Genomic DNA, 21,321 nt, shown 5'->3' with positions numbered 1-21,321 from the left:
TAGCGTCCGCAGCGTCCGCGACCTGTCAGGTGTGGCCCCTGACCTGGGCTTTCTTTGTGGACGCTAAACGAAATGTCTAGCGTCCGCCAGCGTCCGCAGTGTCCGCACGCCCCGCCACCTCTTAAGAGCATCACCGCAGGTCAAGACGGCTCTTAAGCGAAAGAGCTTGCGGACGCTACGGACGCTGACCCCTGACGAGGGGGGCGGGGCGTGCCATGCGTGATCTTCCGCTTCCTGTCTCCAGGCAAGAGGAGCACCCGCCCGCCCAGCCGCCGGGGTGCTCTTCTTGCTGTTCGGCGAGCGCGCGAGGCGGCGCTGTACGACAACAGAAACCCCCTTCTTTTTCCTAAGTAGGAAAGCTCTGCGTCACCGCGTCACCAAAGGGCGCAAAACAGCCCCTGACCTGCCGTGATAGGGGTGACGCAGAACGGCTTCGCCTGCGTCATCCTGCGTCACCTGCGTCACCACGTGCGTCATTGGTGACACACGCCTGCGTCACCAATGACGCACCCTCACACCTCTGCGTCACCACAAAACCGCAGCTCAGGGGGTATAGGTGACGCTGATGACGCGATGACGCAGAAATCCAGACCTCGGACAGACTTGCCGCTGGCCCCTTCCCGCCTGCGAGCCTCCTCTGAAATGCCGCCCAGAGCCATCCAGGGGGCGGAGGGCATCGGTGCTTGAGGGCATCCAGCCCCGCCCCTGGATTGCTCTCTGAGGCAAGGGAATGATGCCTGTATGACGAGTACTCAGAGCTTCACTGCATGGTTGAAGACCCATGCCAAGGACGACAGTGCCATCGGCGACTTGGCCCGTGACGTGGCTGCAGATCCTGACTGGCCCACTGGGAAGCAACTCAAAGGGCAGAGGGACTATCTCCATGAGGTGGGCGCCGTCCCTGCCGCCGTCGAGACGCTGGAGCGCGCTTGGCGGCTTTACAGCGAAAGGGAGCGCTGATAGCCCCTGCTGCCTCTTCGAACGATCCAGCACCCGAGCGGGGGTGCTAGGTCTAGCACCCGCCGCCGCTAGGTCTAGCACCCCCGCTAGCAGCAGATTGCAGCGCTGACCTGCGCGCTAGCGTCTAGCGGTGGGCACGGGAAAGGCCCTGGATCTGGGGAATCCAGGGCCTTTTCGGCAGCGGTTGCCTGTTGCTAGGAGGTAGTCGACTCACACGCTGGAGGACGTGTCACTTTCCGCGTATGTGTAGGCCAATGCGTCCACTTTGCGTCCATTTCCGAACTTGTGGTCGATACGGCCAATTCGCCGCCAGCCAAGGCGCTCGTAGAGTTGAATCGCCGCTGAGTCCTTCGTCATCACGTCGAGTACGAGCCGCAGGCCCGCAGAACTCGCGTACGCCTGTACGGTGCGAGTCAGACGTTCGCCGATGGCCCGCCCCCGCATTTCAGGGAGAACGAATAGGCGAGCAAGGACGCCAATCCTGCCTGCGTCTCCGCCGTTGAGGTCGGCCCAAAGGGCAACGGCCTCCTCGTCTGTCGGCTCTGTCAATGCTACGTGGCCAACGACGCGTCCGGCGGCTTCGGCAACCCAAGCCCCGAGCAGTCCACTTGGCGTCAGCCATTCGGTGGGGTGTTCCACCCCCTCGACTGGATAGCCGTCGCTCTTGTGTACCTCCTTAAGCCCCGCAGCGGCCTCAAGGATGTCCGAGGCGATGCGCGGCCGAATGGAAACCTCGGCCTCGATGCTGTTCTCCAATGCTTCTTCTCCCGTGGCTGTCTTCACTGGACGGGCAGTTCGTACTTGAGTCCGGTCAGGTCAGCTCGGTGTACGTAACGAGAAACCTCGAAAGGCGTCTCATCCTGGTCCAGGCTTGTGTGGAGGACTTCGAGGACGGGCACACCGGGAGGAAGCTGAAGAACCGATGCTTCGTGCGGCGTTGGCATGCGAGCAGTGATCTCGTCTCGAATTGATGTCATGACATGCCCAAGTTCTTCGAGGCGCCCGTAGATGCCGTTAGGGCCGCTCTTCTTCTCCATGAGAAGCGTCCCTTGTGCTTCGTCCCACCGGAGATAGGTGGACACGATTTGGACGGGTTCATCGTCCGCGAAGTAGTGGTTCTCTCTGTGAACCACGCTTTCTTCGCCAACGGGCACAATCAGGCGCTCCGCTACGTCGGCCGGAGGATTCTCCCTTGCGATCGAAGGTACTTCGATCCGCGCAACTTTCCCCTGCCGCTTGGCTTCTAGGCGAAATGGGGTTAGCCCGGTGTCGCGGTTCTTCAACGAGTAGCGGTCGCTGCCGAAGCGGAAAAGTCGACGAGGCTCGCGCACGAAGACTCCGCGTCCGTGTCGGGCGGTTACCAGGCCCTGTTCGGCCAGGAGGCGAACGGCTTCGCGGGCCGTGTTGCGAGCGGCGCCGTACTGCTCGGCCAGCGCCCTTTCTGACGGAAGCTTGTCGCCGGCGCGTAGCTCGCCGGACTCGATAGCCGACCGCAATGCTTCAGCGATGCGTCTGCTCGCGGGCTGCTGGGCGCTCTCGTGGGTCGTCATGCAACCAGCATACAACTGGCTCAAGCCAGTGGCTTGACGCGCTCTTCTTCTTCATGCTCAACTGGCTCAAGCCAGTAACTGGCTCAAGCCACTGGGGGCGGCGTCCCGCCTGCCAGCAAAGCCGCCGCTCCCCGACCCGAAAGGGGTAGTTCCATGATGCCTGCAATCCTTGCTCCGCACTCCCACCGTGAGCCGCTGCTTCAGGGCGTCGATGTGTTCGGCGGCCGGGAGCCGGAGGAGGGGGCGCCGGTCCGGGTGGCCGTGCAGATCCCCGTGTGCCTGACGTTCGCCGAGATCCTGGGCCTGCTGTCCTTCACCAACGCGGCCCCGCTCTTCGAGGAGCTGGAGGACGAGGCGGTGATCCGGGAGTCGTTGCAGTACGCGGTGCTCGACACGGACCTGACCGCGATGGACCAGTACGCGGGCCGGGCCATGGCCGTCTACCTCGGCCACCCGATGGACGGCGACGAGGGCGCGGCGGGCTACGTGTGCCGCGTGGCCGTGGCCGTCACCCGCGTCTTCGGGGTGTCGGCATGACGACGCCCCTGGATGCCCTGTACGCGCACGTCGCGCCGTCGCCGGGGCCGGTGTTCTGCCTGGCGGAGATGGACCGCCGCCGGGAGGGGAGCGACTTACCCACCATCCCCGTGGCCGGTCTGGAGCTGGACGTGAACGAGGCCGCTGCCGCTCTCTTTGAGGTCATGGCCGATGGCTTCGCCTACCCGGTCCCCTCCACGGACACCCTCTACGCCACCCTGCGGACCGCCGTGGCGGCCCTCGGCCCGGCCGGGGTCGCGGACGCCTCCGGGGTCTTCGCGGGCCTGCCCGAGGACGAGTTCCCCGAAGTCCGCGAGTGCCGCCGCTTCGCCTACCGCCTCGCCCTCTCCTTCTGGTACGCCGGAGCCCGCTCCCGCCCCATGAGCATCGGAGAAGCCGCAGTTGCCCTGTACCTGTCGCCCCTGCACCGCTACCGCCACGCCGAGTTCCGCAAGCTCCCCTACCGGGACCTGCTGATCTCCCGCTCCCTCCACGAGGGCATGACCGCAGTCCCGACCGAAACCCTGATCCGGCTCGGCGCGTTCATGGCCGCCGAACTGGGAGGCCCGACGGCCGACCGGCGGCGCGATGAGGAGTGGCTGTACAAGCAGGCCCTGCCGGACTACCACCGGCGCCGCTTCTGCTTCGACCTGCTGCGCGCCATCGGCCCGAAGGCGCAGCCCATGCCGCTGGTCGTCCGCCCGGACGCTGGCGGGCACGTCATCGGCCTCACCCCGCCTGCGGGCCCGGACGGGATGCGGCTGCGCACGATGCGGGCGGAGTGGTAGGCGTGGGCACTCAGCACCTCTCCGCGCCGCGTCGGCGCACCCGCAAGGAGCAGCTGGCCCGCCGTCGCGGGTGGCGCTGTACGTACTGCCGCCGCCCGTTCAGGTCGCCGCGGGAAGCGACCCTGGACCACATCGTGCCGGTGTCGCTCTACCGGACCTGGTCGGTCGTGAACCTGACGCTCGCGTGCCGCCCGTGCAACCAGGCCAAGGCCGACCGGCTCCCGCTGTCCATGGCCCTCCTGCTCGTCTGGTCCCAGGTCGGTGACCAGCGTGACCAACCGCGTCACACCCGACGTCACGCCCCGCGTCACACCGACCGGCCGACCGTCCACCCGGTGGATCGGGTGGACGAGGGGGACGTTCACGGTGTCCACCCCGTGTTCACCGCGCCCCCCGGCCGGGCCCCCGGGTCGGTCGATCGGCGCGGGAGTCGACTGGTCGGGTCGGGTGGAAGTCGGGTGGACGGCGAGCGGGTTTCCACCCTGTCCACCCCGGTCGACTGGCGGTTGCTGGCTCGCCTCGCGCACGCCCACCACACGGCCACCCGCACACCCCGCACGGCCACCCGCACACCGATCCGCACACCCTCGGCAGCCGCCCGCACAGGCACCCGATCGGGCACCCGATCGCCTGAACGATCGGGGTGTGACCTGCCCGTACGACATGCCCGCACAGCCACCCGCACGGCCACCTCCCGCCGGTCCGGGGACGGAAGGACGACCGCATGAACATCCCCACCGAGCCCGTGAACGCCGTGAACGGCACCGTGAACAACCGGGCCCGCACCATGAACACCCACCCGGCCGACATGAACACCCCGCCCGGCCCCGTGAACGCCAAGGCCGGTCCCGTGAACACCGACCCGCCGCCGGTGAACACGAGCCGATCGGGCAGCGGCGACGGAGATGGGGGAGGGAAGAAGCCGCCCGCGGCGGCCCGGGTCGTGGCCATGGCGCGTGAGCAGTACCGGTTCGTGACGTCCCCCGACGGCCGCCCCTACGCGGTCGCCCTGGACGGCCCGAACGTCGCGCTCCCGCTGCGGAACAAGGGCGGACTGCGCCAGCGGCTGGCCCGGCAGTTCGCCGACGCTTACCCCGGAGAGGTGGCCTCGCAGTCCGCGCTCGCGGACGCCATGACCGTCCTGGAAGGCATCGCGGAGGACACCGACCCCGAACCGGTGCACCTGCGGGTGGGGCGCGACCCCGCCGGCGCGGTCGTGGTCGACCTCGGCAGCGCCGACGGCAGGGCGGTCGTGGTCACCGCAACCGGGTGGAACGTCGTCGACCGGGCACCGGTGCTCTTCCGCCGCTCCGGGGCCATGGCACCCATGCCCGCCCCTGTGCTGGACGGTGACGGCCTGGCCAAGCTGCACGCGCTGCTGAACATGGACGAGTCCGCGTTCCGTCAGCTCGTGGGCTGGCTCGTTGCGGCCTGGATCCCGGACATCCCGCACCCCGCCCTGGTGTGCAAGGGCGAGCAGGGCACGGGCAAGTCCAAGGCCGCGCAGATGTTCATCAACCTCGTCGACCCGTCCCCGGCCGCCAAGCGCAGCCAGCCCCGCGACGAAAAGGCGTGGTCGCGGCAGGCGTTCAGCTCATGGGCGCTGTGCCTGGACAACATCAGCACCATCCCGCCGTGGCTGTCGGACACCCTGTGCAAGGCCGTTACCGGCGACGGCGTGGTCGACCGGGCCCTGTACACCGATGACGACGTGGTCGTCCTCACCTTCAAGCGGGTGCTGGCCATGACCACCATCGATGCGGGAGCTCTCGCCGGGGACCTGGCCGAACGCGTCCTCATGCTGGACCTGCAGCTCATCGACTCCGAACGGCGCCGCTCCGAAGAGGAGCTGGACAACGCCTTCGAGGCGGTACGGCCTGCTGTGCTCGCGGCCCTGTTCGATGTGCTGGCGTGCGTGCTCGCGGTGCTGCCGTCGGTGCGGCTGGAGTCCATGCCGCGCATGGCCGACTTCGCCCGCGTCCTGGCAGCCGTCGACCAGACACAGGGCTGGAACACCCTGGGCGACTACCTAGCCACATCAGCCAACGTCGCCACCGACGCGATGGAAGGCGACCCGTTCGCCATGGCCCTCGCCCACCTGGTCGAGCAGGCAGGCACCTGGCAGGGCACCGCCGGGCAACTGCTCGAAGCACTGCCCGCACCACTGGTCAGGCCACCGAACTGGCCCAAGGACGCCACCCGAGCCAGCGGACGCGTCAAACGCCTCGCTCCACTGCTGCGCTCGATCGGGATCACGGTGGACGACACGCAGCGTAGTGCCGACCGGCACCGGCACCGCCTCCTCACGCTGTCCCGCACCCCCGACGAGGAAGAGTCAGCGTCCGCATCCGAACAAGGCCCCCTGTGGCCCGACGTGACCCCGCCAGGGTCGGGGCACACGCCCTCTGACCAGCACTGACGTAGCCGGAAGACCCGCCGGGCCGGGCCGCAGAACAGCGGCCCGGACACGTCACCCGCTGCGGACGCTGAAGCCGTCCAGCGCCCGTAGCGTCCGCACTAGCGTCCACACCTCTCACCCCAACTGACCTGCGAAAACGGAAGGTTGCGGACGCTGGTGCGCTGCGGACGCTGAGATACAGCAACTCTCTAGGACGGCGACCGGCACCACTCCCACGCACCGAACCACGGACACGAGGAGTCACCACCACCATGGCCACCGACCCCCGCGCGACCCTCCGCGCCGGACTCCCCGACCGCTACCTCACCCCCGAAGACATCGCCGTACTGCTCGCCGTCCCGATCGAGACCGTCTACCACTGGCGCAAGCGCCGCACCGGCCCGCCCGGCTTCCGCGTCGGCCGCCACGTCCGCTACGACCCCGCCGCCGTCCGCACCTGGATCGACCAGCAGACTGCCCACGACGCCGCCTGACCGCGAACCGCACGGCAGGCGCGCGGAAAGCGCGCGGTAAAGCCCTCCCCCTCTACCCGGGCCCCGGTCCGCCGGCCGAACCGGCCGCCGACAGCGGCCCCACTGGCGCCCGTCGGTAGAGGGGGCCCTTTACCCCGGTAGAGGGGCAGGTAAAGGCCCCTGACCTGCAAGGTAAGGCCGGTAAAGGGGGCCCGCGCCCCCCTTCGTGAAGGCCATCCCAGCACCGCCAGGCACGCAGGGAGGCGCCCCCGCCGGACGAGGGAGGCAGGGAGAACTCCCTGACTGCCTCCCTGCCTCACCTCCCTGGTGATGACCAGCACAAACACCCATTCAGGGAGGCAGGGAGGCACCTCCCTCAACCATCCCGAAGCTCCCTCTGCAGCCACTTCCACGGCACCCCCTTGCCTCCCTCCCTGACAAGAGCAGGCACCACCTACCGAGAGGAGTCAGCCCACATGGCTGGCCACGTCCAAGACCGCTGGTACAAGACCGAGGCCGACGCCAACGGCAAGGAGAGCCGGGTCAAGAGCGACCGATACGGCACCGGACTCCGCTACCGTGCCCGCTACATCGGCCCCGACGGCACCGAGAAGTCCAAGAGCTTCCGCGACGGGCAGAAGCGCCTCGCCGAGAAGTGGCTCAGCAAGACCGAGACCGACATGGACAGCGGGCAGTACGTCGATCCGCGTGCGGCCAAGACCACCTTCCAGCAGTACACGGAGAAGTGGCTGAAGTCGCACAGCGTGGATCCGGTGACGATGGAGTCCATGCGGTCGCAACTCAAGCTCCACGCCTTCCCGCACATCGGCTCACGCCCTCTCGGCTCGTTCCAGCCGGGCCACATCCGGGAGTGGGTGGCGGTGCTCGAAGAGTCCGTGGCTGGGTCGTACGGGCGGACCATCTACGCGAACGTCCGCGCCGCGTTCAGCGCGGCCGTGGACGATGGACACCTGGCCCGCAACCCCTTCTCTGCAGGGTCGGTCAGGCCGCCGGCACTCGATGCGAAGCGTGTCGTGCCTTGGACCGCCGAGAGGGTGTTCGCCGTGCGGCGGGCCATGCCCGAGCGGTACCGCGCCATGGTCGACCTCGGCGCCGGGTGCGGGATGCGGCAGGGGGAGATCCTAGGCGTGCCGGTCGACGCCATCGACTTCGACGCCCAGACGCTCCATGTCGGCCAGCAGCTCAAACTCAGCTACAGCAAGCCCGTGTTCGCCCTCCCCAAGGGCGGCAAGGTCCGAGACGTGCCGCTGCCCGGGCCCGTGGCGGACATCCTCAAGGCACACATGAAGCTGCACCCGCCCGTAGAGATCACGCTGCCCTGGAGGACCGCCGACGGGCCCAAGGTGACCAAGCGGCTCGTCTTCATGGCGTCGGGAGGCAACCACGTCTGGCGCACCTCCTTGAACGAGGAAGCGTGGAAGCCCGCCCTTGCAGAAGCGGGCGTCATTGCCCCGCCGAAGACCAAGGAAGACCGGCACCAGGCCGCCCGCGAGCACGGGATGCACGCACTGCGGCACTTCTACGCCTCCGCCCTCCTGGACGGAGGGGAGAACATCAAGGCGGTCAGTGAGTACCTGGGGCACAGCAATGCGGCTCTGACGCTGCGAATCTACGCCCACCTCATGCCGAGCAGTCAGGAGCGCACGCGGGGCGCCATCGCAAGCGTCTACGGCGCAGCCCGGTGCGAGTCCTGACGGCCCACAGACGGCCCACGGCCCCTCTCGGGCACGCCAGTTGAGGGAAACCCGCTGGTAGAGCCCATGCGGGGCTGTTCGCCGTTTTCTCCGACCCGGAGAAGACCAATGCGTACCTCGCCGAGGTCTCCGGCGCGGCGTAAGCGCCCGATCGCCGCGGCAGGGCCGGTTCCCGTCGGACAACCGACCGGACCCGGCCCTGCCGGCGTTCCGTTCCCCGCCGCCTACTTCCCGGAGGCCGAGGAGGCCGAGGAGGCCGAGGGGGCCGACGAGGAGCTGTACCCCGCGTCCGAGCCCGCCGAGGCCCCCTGCGGGAGCCGCGGCGGCCTGTACGAGGACAGCGCCGCGTTCCGCGGGTCGGGCCGTACGGCGCCGAGCAGGGGATTCGACGCGACTGGCGAGACCTTCACCTTCGAGCCCGGCCGGGGCGCCTGCACCACCAGGCCGTTGCCGATGTACAGCGCCACATGGGTGGCCTTGGGGAAGTAGATCACCAGGTCACCGGGGCGCAGCGCGTTCACCGGGATCTTCCGCAGCTGCCGCCACTGCTCCTGCGAGGTCCGCGGAATGACCTGGCCGGCCTTCGCCCAGGCCCGCGAGGTGAGCCCCGAGCAGTCGAACGAGTCTGGCCCCTCCGCGCCCCACACGTACGGCTTGCCGACCTGCGCGATCGCGTACTTCACCGCCTCCCCGCCCGCTTCGGACGGCGGCCGGGTCGAGGACAGGGCCCCCGAGGCGGCCAGGGCGCCCTGCGCCTTCTCCACGTTCCGCTGTTCGAGCCGGGACAGCTCGGTGAGCTGCGAGCCGGAGAGCTTGGCCAGCATCGACTCGACGGCCTTGAGCCGCGCCCGGACCGTGTCCCGCTGCTTCTTCTGCTTCGCGGCCAGGACCTGCTGCCGGTCGAGCACCTTGCGGGACTCGGCGGCCAGCTCGTCGGCACGCTTCTCGGCCCCGGTGAGCCGCTTCACCGTCGCCGCCCGTGCGGTCGCCGCACGCCGGATCACATGTTCCTGGTCCAGCAGGTGTCCGGGATCCCGGGACAGCAGCAGCCGCATGTACGCGGAGAAGCCGGACCGCCCCTGATACTGCTCCCGGGCCAGCTGCCCGGCCTCGTCGTGGCTGTCGGCCAGCGCGGTCCGGGCGGTGACGAGCTCGGCTTCGAGCTTCTTCGCCTGCGCCGCGCGCTTCTTCAGCTCCGCGTTGGTCCCGTTGTACGTCTCGGTGGCCTCCTCGGCCTGCTGGTACAGCTTCCGCAGCTCGGACAGGAGCTGCGCGACGCTCCTGTTCGTACCCGCGGCCGGGCCCGGGGCCGGGGCCGCGGCGGCCGCCGGTGAGGCCGCGACCACTGCGGCCAGGGCCGCGGTACAGACCGAACGCAGGACTCCGCCCGACACGACATCACCTCCGATGACGGGGCGACCATGGGGCTACCCCATAAGTGGGCGCAACGGGACAATATGCTCACTCGGTGTCGGGAGATGCAAGAACTGCGTGGCGTGGCGGTGGCCGGGTTCGCCCGGACGCTCCACAGGGCGGCCCGGGCCTAGGGTCTTTCGTCTGGATCAGGCCGGACCCCGCGAGCCCGGCATAGCCACGGCACCTCGCCGCGTTGTCGGAACGCCCGAATACACCCAGTATTCGGGCGTCCCTCCGCCTTGCGATGCACCGCGTCCGACGCCGCACGCTGATCCACCAGGGGTTACGGGACAGCCCTCAGGCAACCGGGAACGCGTAGAAGACCCGGTCGCGTTGTACGACGGCGGTCCGGCCGGAGGCCAGTACCCGGTACGGGGCGGTGACCGTGGGGCCCTTCGGGTCCTGGGTGCCGATGTCCTGGAACTTCCACAGCCGCCGGCCGTCCTCGGCCGCGAACGCGGTGACCTGGGAGCCGTCCGAGGCCAGCAGCGTGCGGCCGGTCGTGCTGAGGGTGACGGCGGGTGCGGCGGTGCCGATCGCGGCCTCCGTCGAGCGGCGCCAGCGCAGCCGCCCGGTCTCCCGCTCGACCGCGCCGACTTCCTGGTTGCGGTTGGTGGTGTGCAGCACGGCGCCGGTGGCCACGGGGGTGCCGTACGGGGTCCCGCTGGTGCCGTTCAGCGTCCACTTCGGTTTGCCGGCCGGGGTCTCGAACGCCTGGAGGTCGTCGCCCACCGCCGCGTACAGGAGGCCCTGGTCGTCGCTCATGGCCGCAGCGTCCGGGGCGACGGTGCCGAACTGCTTGGTCCACAGCGCCTTGCCGGTCCTGCGGTCGAAGCTCCGGAAGACGGCCTTGCCCTTGGCGGCCCTGACGTCGCCGGGGGTGAGGGTGGCCGGGCTCTGACGTACCACCAGGTCGTTCCGGCCGACCGCGATCAGCCGGTGGACGGGGGTGCCGGGGGCGCGTCCGGCGGGCACCGGGGCCCGCCACAACTGCTCGCGCCGCACGATGTCGTACGCGAAGAGATAGGCCCTGACCACCTGCTTGTCCTTGCCGCGCTTCTTGCCCTTTTTCGGCGGCGGGGCCTTGACGGTGACCGTCTCGGAGCCGGTGAACCAGATCACCGGCCCGGACGCGCCGACGAACGCCGGGGCGGACAGCTTCGGCATCTCGGGGGACAGTGCCGCGTGTTCCACCCGGTGCGCGGTCTTCCCGTCCTTCGGCGACAGCCAGAGGAAGCCGGAGGGGGTGGCGACGAAGCAGAGGTCCTTGCCGGCGGGGAGGGCGGCTTGCCCGTCGGCGGCGTCCGTGTTCTGCCAGGCCCGGCGCCCGGTACGCAGGTCGACGGCGGTCGCGCCGTTCTTCCCGGTCAGCACGAGCAGCCGGCCGTTCCAGACGGCGGCGGTGAGCGGTGCCGGTTCCGCCGCCGGATGCGTGTACACCCAGCGGGGCTGCGGCGGCAGGCCCGCGACGGTGGGGCCGCTGTGGCTGGGCGCGGGCTTGGGGTCGTCGGCCGTCCCGTCGCCGCCGCCCAGGGCGAGGGCACCGCCTCCGCCGACGACCAGCCCGGCGGCCCCGGCGGCGAGCCCGATGAGCAGGGTGCGCCGGCCGGCGTCGGGGGAGGCGGGCCGTGCGGCGGAGAGCGCGGAGCGCCCTGCGGGGATCGGCAGGGGGGCCGGAGCGACCATCGGCGGGGGCACGGCGGGCACCCCGCCGGGGAGCGCCGAGGCAGGTCCGGCGGGTCCGGAGGGGAGGGGCGCCGGGGCGGGCGAGGCCGGGCGGCCGGTGAGCTCGGGCGGAACGGAGAGCTGGGTCGTCGGCCGGTCGGTCCCGGGGGCCCGGTGCGCGAGGTTCCCGAACTGGGCGGTCCGCGTGTCCGGGAGCGGGAGCGGCTCGACGGCCTCGGCCTCGTCGGCCGGTGCGCCCGGCGGGGTGTCCACCGGCTCGCGGGGCGGGGCGTCCTCAGGGGCGTCCACCGGGGTGTCCGCCGGGGTGTCCACGGGGCCTTCGGCCGATTCGGCGGGCGGCCCGTCCACCGGTCCGCCGGCCGCGACCGTCTCCCGGGCCCACGCGCCCTGCTCCGCCACCGCGGCCGCCAGCGCCTCCGGCAGCCAGCCGCCCTTCGCCAGGCCCGCCGCCCCTTCCAGGGCGAGTTCGGCCGCCACCGTCCCGGCGCTCGGCCGGTCGGCCGGGTCCTTCTCCAGGCAGCGGGCGATCAGGTCGCGCAACTCCTCGGGAACCGCGCCGAGTTCGGGCGCGGTGCGGGCGATCCGCTCGGCGCCCTCGGCGGCCGGGCCGTCGGCGAGCGGGGTCGTGCCGGTCGCCGCGTACGCCAGCAGCAGGCCCAGCACGAAGAGGTCGGAAGCCGGTCCGGGCTCCTCGCCCGTGACCTGTTCCGGGGTCAGATAGCCGAGCCGTACGGACAACTGGCCGCCGGACCGGGCCTCGGCGGCGGCCGCCGCGCCCAGCGGGCCGAACGCGGTGAGGCGCGGCCCGTCCCCGGCCAGCAGCACCGTCCGGGGGGCCAGGCCCTGGAGCACGGCTCCGGTGGCGTGGACCCGGGAGAGGGTCTCGGCGATCCCCGCGCCCAGTATCCGCACGGCACGCTCGGGAAGCGGTCCGGTGGCCTCGATCGCCTCGGCGAGCGTCAGCGCGGGCACGTACGGTCCCGCCGTCCACAGCAGGTCCTCGTCCGTGGCGTCGTCCGTGGCATCTTCCGGGCCGCCCAGCTGCGGCTGGACCCAGCCGCCGGTCAGCCGGTCCGCGGTGCGGGCCTCCGCCTGGAAACGGCGCCGGAAGGCGGGCAGCGCGGCGAGTTCGGGGCGGGCGGCGGTGATCACCACCGCGTCCTGCGAGGCCGCGACGTGCGCTAGGTACTGCACGGCGCTCGCGGTCTCGCGTACCCGTGCAAGCACGGTGTACGGGCCGAAGCGGCGTGGATCGTCCTGACGCAGCGCCTCCATGGCGCACCCCCTCGCTGACCGTGCCTGAGCACCAGAGCGTCGATCTTAGACCGAGTGACCGGTGCCCCGACGGACCGCATACCCTCAGTCCGGCTTCGACCAGGGCCACTTGGGGCTGTGCCGCTCACGGCCGCCGGGGGCGTACTCGTACACCCAGCCGCGCGGCAGCCCCAGCCGCTTGCTGTGACCGGCCGGCACCCTGCGGTACGCGTACACGGTGGCGGGACCGCCGTCGGCGGCCGGTACCGGGACCTCGTACCACTTGGGCGGATGGCCGGTCGGGCCGACGAGTACGGGCAGTACCCGGCCGTCCAGGGGGCCGCCGGTGAAGGCGGTGTTCTCGCTTCGCACCGCCCCAGTCTGACCGATCAGCCGTCCTCGGGCAGCAGATGGGCCGCCTCGCCGAGGACCGGCACCAGCCGCTGTGCCAGCCGTCCGGCCGGACTCGCGGCGGTCTCCAGCGGCAGCAGCGCCGCCACCGCCGACGCGGTCTCCGGGTCCGTCGCCGCGGTGGCCGCCAGCAGCACCATCAACTGGTCGACCAGCCAGTCGCGCAGCTCGGCCGCGGCCGGCTGCTTCCCCTCGTCCAGCCAGATCAGCGACGCCGCCTCGACCGCCGCGATCCAGGTGCGCACCATCATCCGCAGCCTCGGGCCGGCCGCCTCGCCGCTGCCCAGGTGCAGCAGGATCTGCTCGCCCGCCGCCCGCCGCACCTCGTCGACGATCGCCGACGTACGGGAGGTCTCGACGACGCAGCCGCCGCGCAGCAGCGCGCTGAAACCGGTGTCGTGCTCGTCGACGAAGGCAAGGTAGCGGTCGAGCACCCGGGTCACCCGCTCGGTGGGCGGACCCACCGGCGGCTCGGTGAAGCACAGGATCAGCTGCTCGGCGGCGGACCTCAGCGCCGCCTCGTACAACTGCTGCCGCCCGCCAGGGAAGTAGCGGTACACGAGCGGGCGGGAAACCCCGGCGACCGTCGCGACCTCGTCGAGCGAGACCTCGTCGGGGGCCCGGTGGGCGAAGAGGGTGAGGGCCGCGCCGAGGAGCTGGGCGCGGCGTTCCTCGACGCCGAGCCTTCGGTACGCGCGGGCCGGCGGCGCGGTGGCGGCAGCAGGGGTCATATGCCGAAGCCTAGGCCCTTTCCCTCGTACCGGACCGGATCAGGCCAGCAGCCCGGAGCTCTTCCACAGCCTGCGTCCCACCCCGTTCAGCACCCCGATGTCGTCGAAGAAGTCCGTCAGCCGCTTCGCGCCCGACTGCATGACCTCCGCCCGGTGGCCGCTCGCCTTCACCTGGGCGACCGCCTCGTGGCGGTCCAGGCCGACGTTCTCGTACACCCGGGGGTTGATGAAGCAGACGGAGAAGACGCGGGCCGCCTCGCCGCAGCTCACCCGGGTCAGCTCGCGCTCCCAGCGCGGGGCGGTCACCATCTGGCGGCGCAGCTCCTCGCGGGCGTAGCGGACGTGCCGCGCCTCCTCGACCACATGGATGCGGGTCACGCCGCGTATCAGCGTCTGGACGCGCTCGTCCGGGAAGGTCAGCCGCTGCATCCAGTCCAGGATCTCCTCGCCGAGCAGGGTCGCGGCGAACGAACCGGGAGTGGTGGAGATGGTCTTCAGCACCCGCGCGAGGTTGTGATAGACGCGCGGCACCGGGTAGTCGGGCGACCCGCCCCACTTGATCATGCGGCCGAACATCATCGAGTGCCGGCACTCGTCGGCGATTTCGGTGAGCGCGTAGCGGACGTGATTGCTGGTCACCGGCCGGTCGTAGATGTGCCGGACCAGCAGCTGCATGAGGATGATCTCGAACCAGATGCCCAGCGAGGCGAGCGAGGCCGCCTCGTGCCGGGACAGCTCCATCCGCTGTTCCTCGGACATCTTCCGCCACAGCGGGGTGTCGTAGAGCGAGACCAGCTCGGGCGGCCAGAACCACTTGCCGTCCTCGGCCGGCGCGTCCCAGTCGAGTTCCTTGTCCGGGTCGAAGGAGTGTTTGGCCGAGGAGTCGAGCAGCCGCTCGGCGATCTGTTCGCGGTCCCGGAGCGGGCCGAGTGCGTCGCGAAGCAGCTGGACGTCGCGTTCGCTCACTGTGGTCATGCTGGGGGCACCTCGCACATGGGTTACCGGCGGTCACTTCTTATGAGACTCCTCGTCAGCAGGACCGTCAATCCCTTGCGCGCGACTTGTTGACCCGGTGTCTACCAACGTGTGAACCTGCCAACTGACGCAACCGCCAAGGGAATTGCCGGAACACGCCAGGCGAAGGAGCCGTCCGTGTCGACTCACGACCTCTACACCACCGCCCCCGCAGCGCCGTCGTGGCAGGTGCCCGCCTCCGGCGCCGCCCGCTTCAGCTGGGACTACGACGACGGCCGCGAACGCCTGCTCGCCCTCTACCAGAAGGGCAAGGACAAGCAGTGGGACGGCAACAAGCGCATCGACTGGTCCCTGGAGGTCGACCCCACCGACCCGCTCGGCACCCCCGACGAGGTCCTCACCCTGTACGGCACCCCGCACTGGGCGAAGATGACCGAGAAGGACCGGGGCGAGCTGCGCAAGCACTACACCTCCTGGCAGTTCAGCCAGTTCCTCCACGGCGAGCAGGGCGCCATGATCTGCGCGGCCCGGATCGTGGAGTCCGTCCCCGACATGGACGCGAAGTTCTACTCCGCGACCCAGACCATGGACGAGGCGCGGCACGCGGAGATATACGGCCGGTTCCTGCACGAGAAGGTCGGGATGCTCTACCCGATCAACGACAACCTCCAGGGCCTGCTCGGTGACACCCTGCGCGACTCCCGCTGGGACATGCCCTACCTCGGCATGCAGGTCCTCATCGAGGGCCTCGCGCTGGCCGCGTTCGGCATGATCCGCGACACCACGACCAAGCCGCTGCCCAAGCAGATCCTCGCGTACGTCATGCAGGACGAGGCCAGGCACGTCGCGTTCGGGCGGATGGCGCTGCGCGACTACTACAAGCAGCTGAGCGACGCCGAACTGCGCGAGCGCGAGGAGTTCGTCATCGAGGGCTGCTACCTGATGCGGGACCGGCTCAGCGGCGTCGAGGTGCTGGAGAACTTCGGCATCGCCAAGCAGGAGGCCAAGGACCTCTCCGAGCACTCGGAGTTCCTGCAGCTCTTCCGGAAGCTGCTGTTCAGCCGGATAGTGCCGTGCGTCAAGGACATCGGCCTGTGGGGCGAACGGCTCCAGAAGGCCTACGTCGACATGGGCGTCTTCGACCTCGGCGACTCCAACCTGGACCTGCTGATGGCCCAGGACGAGGAGATAGCCGAACAGCTGGACCGGGACCGCTTCGCGGCGGAGGAACAGGCCAGGGTCGCCGAGGTCGAGGAGGCGATAGCCCAGGGCGCACCCGGCGAGTGACCGGAAGCGGCGCCTTCGCGGGGGGGGGGGGGGGGGGGGGGGGGGGGGGGGGGCGCGCCCGGGGGGGGGGGGGGGGGGGGGGGGGGGGGGGTGTGGGGGGGGGGGGGGGGGGGGGGGGGGGGGGGGGGGGGGGGGGGGGGGGGGGGGGTAGTTGTTCCCCCCCCCCCCCCCCCCCCCCGGTCGTATGTACGCCATCGGCCCGTGCGGGGGAGTATGTCGGGCATGACGACCTCGACCCCGCACCCCGCCGCAGGCCCCGCGGCCGCCCGCCGGAGCCTCGAAGGACTGTCCCTGGGCGACGCGTTCGGCGAGCGGTGGTTCCCGCTCTTCCGCGAGCCCCGCCGGGCGTTCGACGAGATCAAGGCGCGCCGCACCCCCGAGGAGCCGGTCTGGCACTGGACCGACGACACCGCGCTCGCGCGGGCCCTGATGCGTGTCGTCGCGGAGCACGGCCGGGTCGAGCAGGACCGCCTCGCGCTCTGCTTCGCTCTCGCCTTCGAGGCGGACCCGGCCCGCGGCTACGGGCACGGCATGCACATCCTGCTGCCCGAACTGCTGACCTCGCCGGCCGACTGGCGCACCCTGGCGCCCGAGCTCTTCGAGGGCGGCAGCCTCGGCAACGGCGCGGCGATGCGGGTCGCACCGCTCGGCGCCCACTTCCACCAGGACGTCGAACTCGCCGCCGCGCAGGCCGCACTCCAGGCGGCCGTCACCCACGCGCACCCGGAGGGGATCGCGGGCGCGGTGGCGGTCGCCGTCGCGGCGGCGCTCTCGGTGCGCGGCGAGTTCACCCTGGCCGCCGTCGCCGACCGGACCCCGGAAGGGCTCGTACGGGACGGGCTGCGCCGGGCCGTGGACGTACCCTTCGCCACCGAGCCGTGGAAGGCGGCCGATCTGCTGGGCAACGGTCAGCGGATCCGCGCCGACGACACCGTCCCGTTCGCCCTGTGGACGGCGGCCCGGCACCCGGACGACCTGGAGGCGGCGCTCTGGGCGACGGCCGAGGGCCTCGGCGACGTCGACACGACCTGCGCCATCACCGGCGGCGTCGTAGGCGCGGCCACCGGGGTCGACGGGGTGCCCGAGACCTGGCTGAAGCGCCGCGAACCGCTGGACTGAGGCCGCGCGCCCGCGCACGACCCGGTCAGCCCTTCGCGGTCAGCGCGTCCTCCACCGCACCGGCCACCCCGAGCAGCGGGACGTCGGCCCCGCGCTCCGCGACCAGTTGGAGGCCGACCGGGCAGCCGTCCGCCGTGAACCCGGCGGGCACACTGGCCGCCGGGTGGCCGCTCAGGTTGAAGGCCCAGGTCAGCGCGGTCGAGTAGAGCTCGCCCGGACCGTCGTGACCGTGCGGGCGGTTGGGCGTGACCGGTGTGAGCAGCAGCGGCGTACGGGCGAACAGGGCGTCCAGCACCGTGTCGTTCGCGTGCCTGATCTCCTCGGCGCGCGGCGACGGCGACCCGCCCCGGACCGACAACCACGCCTCGCACGGGTCGAGCAGCTCGCACGTACGGTCCACCAGCCGCACCACCCCGGCCGCCACCAGCCGCTCCACCGCACCCCGGACGACCGCCGCGACCTCCGGGTCGACATCCGCGTACCCCAGACCGGGGCTGAAGACGGCCGGTACGGGAAGGACGGGCGGCACCCGCTCGTACACGTCCAGGACGGTGCGCAGATAGGTCCGGGCCCCGGCCACCGACCGGGTCAGCACCCCGGCGGAGGCCAGTCCGGTGCGGTCGGGGGAGGGCAGCAGACCGTTCGTCGTCTTCAGGCCGAACACCCCGCACCACGCCGCCGGGATCCGCACCGAACCCGCCCCGTCGCTGCCGGTCGCCAGCCCCACCAGGCCCGCCGCGACCGCGACCGCCGAACCCGCCGACGAGCCACCGGGGGTGCGGTCGGGGCGCCACGGATTGACCGTACGGCCGTGGGCGCCAAGCCCCCAGGTCTGCCAGGGCGTTCCGGGTCCGGGCACCGACGTCGCGCCGACCGGCACCGCACCGGCCGCGATCAGCCGCCGGGCCGCGTACGACCGGATGCCGGTACGCCCCTTGACCGCGAACGGCAGCCCGGCCAGAGGCAGTTCACGGGCCAGCGCGGCGTCGGCGAGCGCCCGCTCGGGCCACACCTCGATGAAGGCGCACAGGCGGGGATCCTCCCGCGCGATGCGCTCCAGCGCCCGTCGCACCGCCCCGGCCTCATCCATCCGGTCAGTCTCGCAGGGCCGCATCCATGACGGAACGGGCGATCGGGGCCGCGCTGCCGCCGCCGCTGATGTCCGCCCGGTCCGCCGCCGCGTCCTCGACGACCACCGCGACCGCGACCGCGGGCTGAGCGGAATCCGGCGCCTGCGCCCAGGAGATGAACCAGGCGTACGGCAGGCCCGAGTTGTCGACGCCGTGCTGTGCGGTGCCGGTCTTGCCGCCGACCGTCACCCCGTCGATCGCGGCGTTGGACCCGGTGCCGTTCTCCACGACGTCCACCATCATCTCCCGCAGCTGCATCGCCGTGCGCGGGTTCATCGCCCGGTGGTAGGTGCGCGAACCGGTCTGGTGGACGGTCGAGCCGCTGTGGGTGGTCGTACGGTCGACCAGGTGCGGGTACCTGAGATCACCGCCGTCGGCCACGGCGGACGCCACCATCGCCATCTGGAGCGGGGTCGCCGTCGTGTCGAACTGCCCGATCGACGAGAGCGCCAGCTGGTCCTTGGTCATGTCGGTGTCGAAGTTGCTCTTCGCCACCCCCGAGGGGATCCTCAGCCCGGTGTCGTTGAAACCGAACTTCCGTACCGCGTCCACCATGCCGTCGAGCCCGACCCGCACCCCCAGATCCGCCATCACGGTGTTGCAGGAGACCCGGATCGCCTCGGCGAGCGAGGCGTTCTCGCAGCCCGGTGCCTCGTTGGGCAGCGTGGTCGACGTACCCGGCAGCACATACGGGGACGGGGTGTCGGTCTCCGCGTCCGGATCGGTGACGACCCTCGCGTCGAGCGCCGCCGCCGCGGTCACGATCTTGAAGGTGGAGCCCGGCGGATAGGTCTGCCGGATCGCCCGGTTGAGCATCGGCAGGCTCTTCGCCGAGTTCAGCCGCGCCCAGGCGTCGGTGACGGACGAACCGGTGCCCGAGATCTGCCCGGGATCGTACGAGGGGGTCGAGACCAGCGCCAGGATCTTCCCGGTGGACGGTTCGACGGCGGCGACCGCGCCCCGCCGGCCGCCGAGCCCCTCGTACGCGGCGCGCTGCATCGAGTCCTTGATGGTCGTGACGACGTCGCCGCCGGGCTGCCGGCTCCGGGTGATCTCGTTCCACAGCGGGAACGGGGCGAGCATCGAGTCGGATCCGGAGAGGACGGAGTCCTCGGCGTTCTCGATCAGGGTCGTGCCGTACGTCTGCGAGGCGTAGCCCGTCACCGGCGCGTACAGCGGGCCGTTGACGTAGGTGCGCTCGTACTTGAGCTGTTCGCCGGTGCTCTTCGAGCCGGTCACGGACCTGCCGCCGATCAGGATGTTGCCGCGCGGCTGGTCGTAACGGGCGATGGTGAGGCGGCGGTTGGCGGGGTTGTTGTCCAGGCTCTCGGCGTCGAGGACCTGGATGCGGGCGGCGTTCAGCAGCAGCGCCACGAGCAGCACCAGCAGGAGCCCGGCGGCCCGCCGGATGTAGCGGATCACCGCTCGTCCCGCGCGACCGCTGCGATGATCCCGGTCTCCGCCTGGCCGGGCTGAGGTCTGCGGGCCTGATCGCTGACCCGGATCAGCAGCGCCACGATGATCCAGTTGGTGACGACGGACGAACCGCCCTGGGCGAGGAAGGGCATCGCCATGCCGGTCAGCGGGATCAGCCCCATCACCCCGCCCGCGATCACGAACACCTGGAGCGCCAGGATCGAGGCGAGACCGATCGCGAGAAGGCGCCCGAAGGGGTCGCGCAGGGCGAGTCCGGCCCGGTATCCGCGCGCCACCAGCAGCGCGTACAGCAGGAAGATCGCGGTCAGCCCGGTCAGTCCGAGCTCCTCGCCCGCGGTCGCCAGGATGAAGTCGGACTTGGCGGCGAAGCCGATGAGGATGGAGTGGCCGAGGCCGAGTCCGGTGCCCAGCATCCCGCCCGCGGCGAACGCGAACAGTGACTGGGCCAGCTGGCCGGGGCCCTGGCCGGCGTCGATGGAGGCGAACGGGTCGAGCCAGTCCTGGACCCGGCTGTGCACATGCGGTTCGAAGGAGCCGACGACGAACGCGCCGACCGCGGCGAGCAGCAGACCCACCGCGATCCACCCGGTCCGGCCGGTGGCCACGTACAGCATGATCACGAAGAGGCCGAAGAAGAGCAGCGAGGTGCCCAGGTCGCGTTCCAGGACCAGCACGCCGACGCTCAGCAGCCAGATCGCCACGATCGGGCCGAGCACCCGGCCGGTGGGGAGCTGGAGCTTCCAGATCTGGCGGCCGGTGTAGGCGAGCGCGTTGCGGTTCGCGGCGAGGTACGCGGCGAAGAACACCGCGAGCAGGATCTTGGCGAACTCGCCCGGCTGGAAGGAGAATCCGCCGACCCGGATCCAGATCTTGGCGCCGTTCACCGCGGGGAAGAAGATCGGCACGATCATCAGGACCAGCGCGGTGGCGACCGAGAGGTACGCGTACCGCTGGAGCACCCGGTGGTCGCGCAGCAGGACGACCACCGCGATGAACAGCGCCACCCCGAGCGTGGACCAGACCAGCTGGGTGGGGGCCGCCTGGTCCTTCGGCGTCTCCAGGTCGAGCCGGTAGATCAGCACCAGGCCGAGCCCGTTGAGCAGTACGGCGATGGGCAGCAGCAGCGGATCGGCGTACGGGGCACGGAAGCGGACCGAGAGATGGGCGAGGAGGGCGAGCAGCCCCAGCCCCGCGCCGTAAGCGGCGACATCGGGCGGGACCGCGTTGTTCTTGGCCAGGCCGACGGCGGCGTAGCCGTAGACGGAGATGAGGACGGCCCCGATGAGGAGCAGCAGCTCGACTCCGCGCCGCTTGGGCAGACGTAGATCGGGCGGGGGTGCGTCCGCCGTCGTTGCGGTCATGCCAGGCAACGTAGCAAGAGCTGGTGACTATTTCCCTTATGTCGTAGTAGGTATGTCCGAAGGTGCAGTGGTGGACGGCCGCCCGGTGGCCGG

19 protein-coding genes are annotated in these 21,321 nt (G+C 71.0%); 9 read left to right on the top strand and 10 right to left on the bottom strand.

From position 1 onward, the window contains the following. Positions 1–741 precede the first annotated feature (741 nt). Positions 742–960 carry a YozE family protein gene (locus ACFYY7_RS08990; protein WP_382926462.1) on the top strand — a complete coding sequence of 73 codons (219 nt, stop codon included), beginning with the start codon at positions 742–744 and terminating at the stop codon, positions 958–960. 210 nt (positions 961–1,170) lie between these two features. On the opposite strand, the gene ACFYY7_RS08985 is transcribed toward ACFYY7_RS08990, so the two are convergent. Together ACFYY7_RS08985 and ACFYY7_RS08980 are read right to left on the bottom strand one after the other, a co-directional pair. Beyond that, positions 1,171–1,716: a GNAT family N-acetyltransferase gene (locus tag ACFYY7_RS08985; protein WP_382926459.1), complete on the bottom strand. Its 546-nt coding sequence runs from the start codon at positions 1,714–1,716 to the stop codon at positions 1,171–1,173. 23 nt (positions 1,717–1,739) lie between these two features. Then, positions 1,740–2,510, bottom strand: a complete 771-nt coding sequence (locus tag ACFYY7_RS08980) for a GntR family transcriptional regulator (protein WP_382926457.1) — start codon at positions 2,508–2,510, stop codon at positions 1,740–1,742. Positions 2,511–2,663: 153 nt separating this feature from the next. Here ACFYY7_RS08980 and ACFYY7_RS08975 point away from each other — a divergent pair, with 153 nt between their 5' ends. From ACFYY7_RS08975 to ACFYY7_RS08950, 6 genes are all read left to right on the top strand, one after another. Then, the gene (locus tag ACFYY7_RS08975) at positions 2,664–3,047 is read left to right on the top strand and encodes a hypothetical protein (protein ID WP_382926454.1); all 384 of its coding nucleotides are present in this window, start codon (positions 2,664–2,666) and stop codon (positions 3,045–3,047) included. Then, a complete protein-coding gene (locus ACFYY7_RS08970; RefSeq protein WP_382926451.1) occupies positions 3,044–3,835 on the top strand; it encodes a hypothetical protein in 792 nt (263 codons plus the stop codon). The genes ACFYY7_RS08975 and ACFYY7_RS08970 overlap by 4 nt, the downstream gene beginning before the upstream one ends. After that, the gene (locus ACFYY7_RS08965; protein ID WP_382926448.1) at positions 3,829–4,563 is read left to right on the top strand and encodes an HNH endonuclease; all 735 of its coding nucleotides are present in this window, start codon (positions 3,829–3,831) and stop codon (positions 4,561–4,563) included. The genes ACFYY7_RS08970 and ACFYY7_RS08965 overlap by 7 nt, the downstream gene beginning before the upstream one ends. Then, a complete protein-coding gene (locus ACFYY7_RS08960; RefSeq protein ID WP_382926445.1) occupies positions 4,560–6,254 on the top strand; it encodes an ATP-binding protein in 1,695 nt (564 codons plus the stop codon). The genes ACFYY7_RS08965 and ACFYY7_RS08960 overlap by 4 nt, the downstream gene beginning before the upstream one ends. Before the next feature lie 251 nt (positions 6,255–6,505). Beyond that, positions 6,506–6,727, top strand: coding sequence for a helix-turn-helix domain-containing protein (locus ACFYY7_RS08955; protein WP_344509030.1), 222 nt, complete (start codon positions 6,506–6,508; stop codon positions 6,725–6,727). 455 nt (positions 6,728–7,182) lie between these two features. Beyond that, the gene (locus tag ACFYY7_RS08950) at positions 7,183–8,421 is read left to right on the top strand and encodes a tyrosine-type recombinase/integrase (RefSeq protein WP_388658886.1); all 1,239 of its coding nucleotides are present in this window, start codon (positions 7,183–7,185) and stop codon (positions 8,419–8,421) included. Between the two features lie 224 nt (positions 8,422–8,645). Here the strand turns inward: ACFYY7_RS08950 and ACFYY7_RS08945 are convergent, their stop codons facing one another. From ACFYY7_RS08945 to ACFYY7_RS08925, 5 genes are all read right to left on the bottom strand, one after another. Next, positions 8,646–9,815 (bottom strand): NlpC/P60 family protein, encoded by a 1,170-nt coding sequence (locus ACFYY7_RS08945; RefSeq protein WP_388658883.1) that lies wholly within the window; start codon positions 9,813–9,815, stop codon positions 8,646–8,648. A gap of 319 nt (positions 9,816–10,134) precedes the next feature. Further along, a complete protein-coding gene (locus ACFYY7_RS08940; protein WP_388658880.1) occupies positions 10,135–12,798 on the bottom strand; it encodes a PQQ-binding-like beta-propeller repeat protein in 2,664 nt (887 codons plus the stop codon). An 84-nt stretch (positions 12,799–12,882) separates the two neighbouring features. Beyond that, positions 12,883–13,149, bottom strand: a complete 267-nt coding sequence (locus ACFYY7_RS08935) for a hypothetical protein (RefSeq protein WP_189542227.1) — start codon at positions 13,147–13,149, stop codon at positions 12,883–12,885. A gap of 17 nt (positions 13,150–13,166) precedes the next feature. Further along, a complete protein-coding gene (locus ACFYY7_RS08930) occupies positions 13,167–13,919 on the bottom strand; it encodes a TetR/AcrR family transcriptional regulator (protein ID WP_388658877.1) in 753 nt (250 codons plus the stop codon). 39 nt (positions 13,920–13,958) lie between these two features. Further along, positions 13,959–14,894 carry a diiron oxygenase gene (locus ACFYY7_RS08925; protein WP_376314242.1) on the bottom strand — a complete coding sequence of 312 codons (936 nt, stop codon included), beginning with the start codon at positions 14,892–14,894 and terminating at the stop codon, positions 13,959–13,961. Between the two features lie 177 nt (positions 14,895–15,071). Here ACFYY7_RS08925 and ACFYY7_RS08920 point away from each other — a divergent pair, with 177 nt between their 5' ends. Both ACFYY7_RS08920 and ACFYY7_RS08915 read left to right on the top strand, forming a co-directional pair. Then, entirely contained in the window at positions 15,072–16,181 is a 1,110-nt protein-coding gene (locus ACFYY7_RS08920) for a ferritin-like domain-containing protein (RefSeq protein WP_376628107.1), read from the top strand. A 222-nt stretch (positions 16,182–16,403) separates the two neighbouring features. Further along, complete coding sequence (locus tag ACFYY7_RS08915) at positions 16,404–17,300, top strand: ADP-ribosylglycohydrolase family protein (RefSeq protein WP_388658872.1); 897 nt, start codon at positions 16,404–16,406, stop codon at positions 17,298–17,300. Positions 17,301–17,325: 25 nt separating this feature from the next. On the opposite strand, the gene ACFYY7_RS08910 is transcribed toward ACFYY7_RS08915, so the two are convergent. The 3 genes from ACFYY7_RS08910 to ACFYY7_RS08900 are packed head-to-tail and all read right to left on the bottom strand — an operon-like array spanning position 17,326 to position 21,228. Beyond that, positions 17,326–18,390 (bottom strand): amidase family protein, encoded by a 1,065-nt coding sequence (locus ACFYY7_RS08910; RefSeq protein WP_388658870.1) that lies wholly within the window; start codon positions 18,388–18,390, stop codon positions 17,326–17,328. A gap of 4 nt (positions 18,391–18,394) precedes the next feature. Then, the gene (locus tag ACFYY7_RS08905; protein WP_388658867.1) at positions 18,395–19,852 is read right to left on the bottom strand and encodes a peptidoglycan D,D-transpeptidase FtsI family protein; all 1,458 of its coding nucleotides are present in this window, start codon (positions 19,850–19,852) and stop codon (positions 18,395–18,397) included. Next, positions 19,849–21,228, bottom strand: a complete 1,380-nt coding sequence (locus ACFYY7_RS08900; RefSeq protein WP_388658865.1) for an FtsW/RodA/SpoVE family cell cycle protein — start codon at positions 21,226–21,228, stop codon at positions 19,849–19,851. The genes ACFYY7_RS08905 and ACFYY7_RS08900 overlap by 4 nt, the downstream gene beginning before the upstream one ends. Positions 21,229–21,321: the final 93 nt, after the last annotated feature.

This window comes from Streptomyces sp. NPDC001933, assembly GCF_042890955.1.
Lineage (GTDB): Bacteria > Actinomycetota > Actinomycetes > Streptomycetales > Streptomycetaceae > Streptomyces.
The sequence above is the reverse complement of the archived record's forward strand: the minus strand, read 5'-3'. Positions and strand labels throughout refer to the sequence as shown.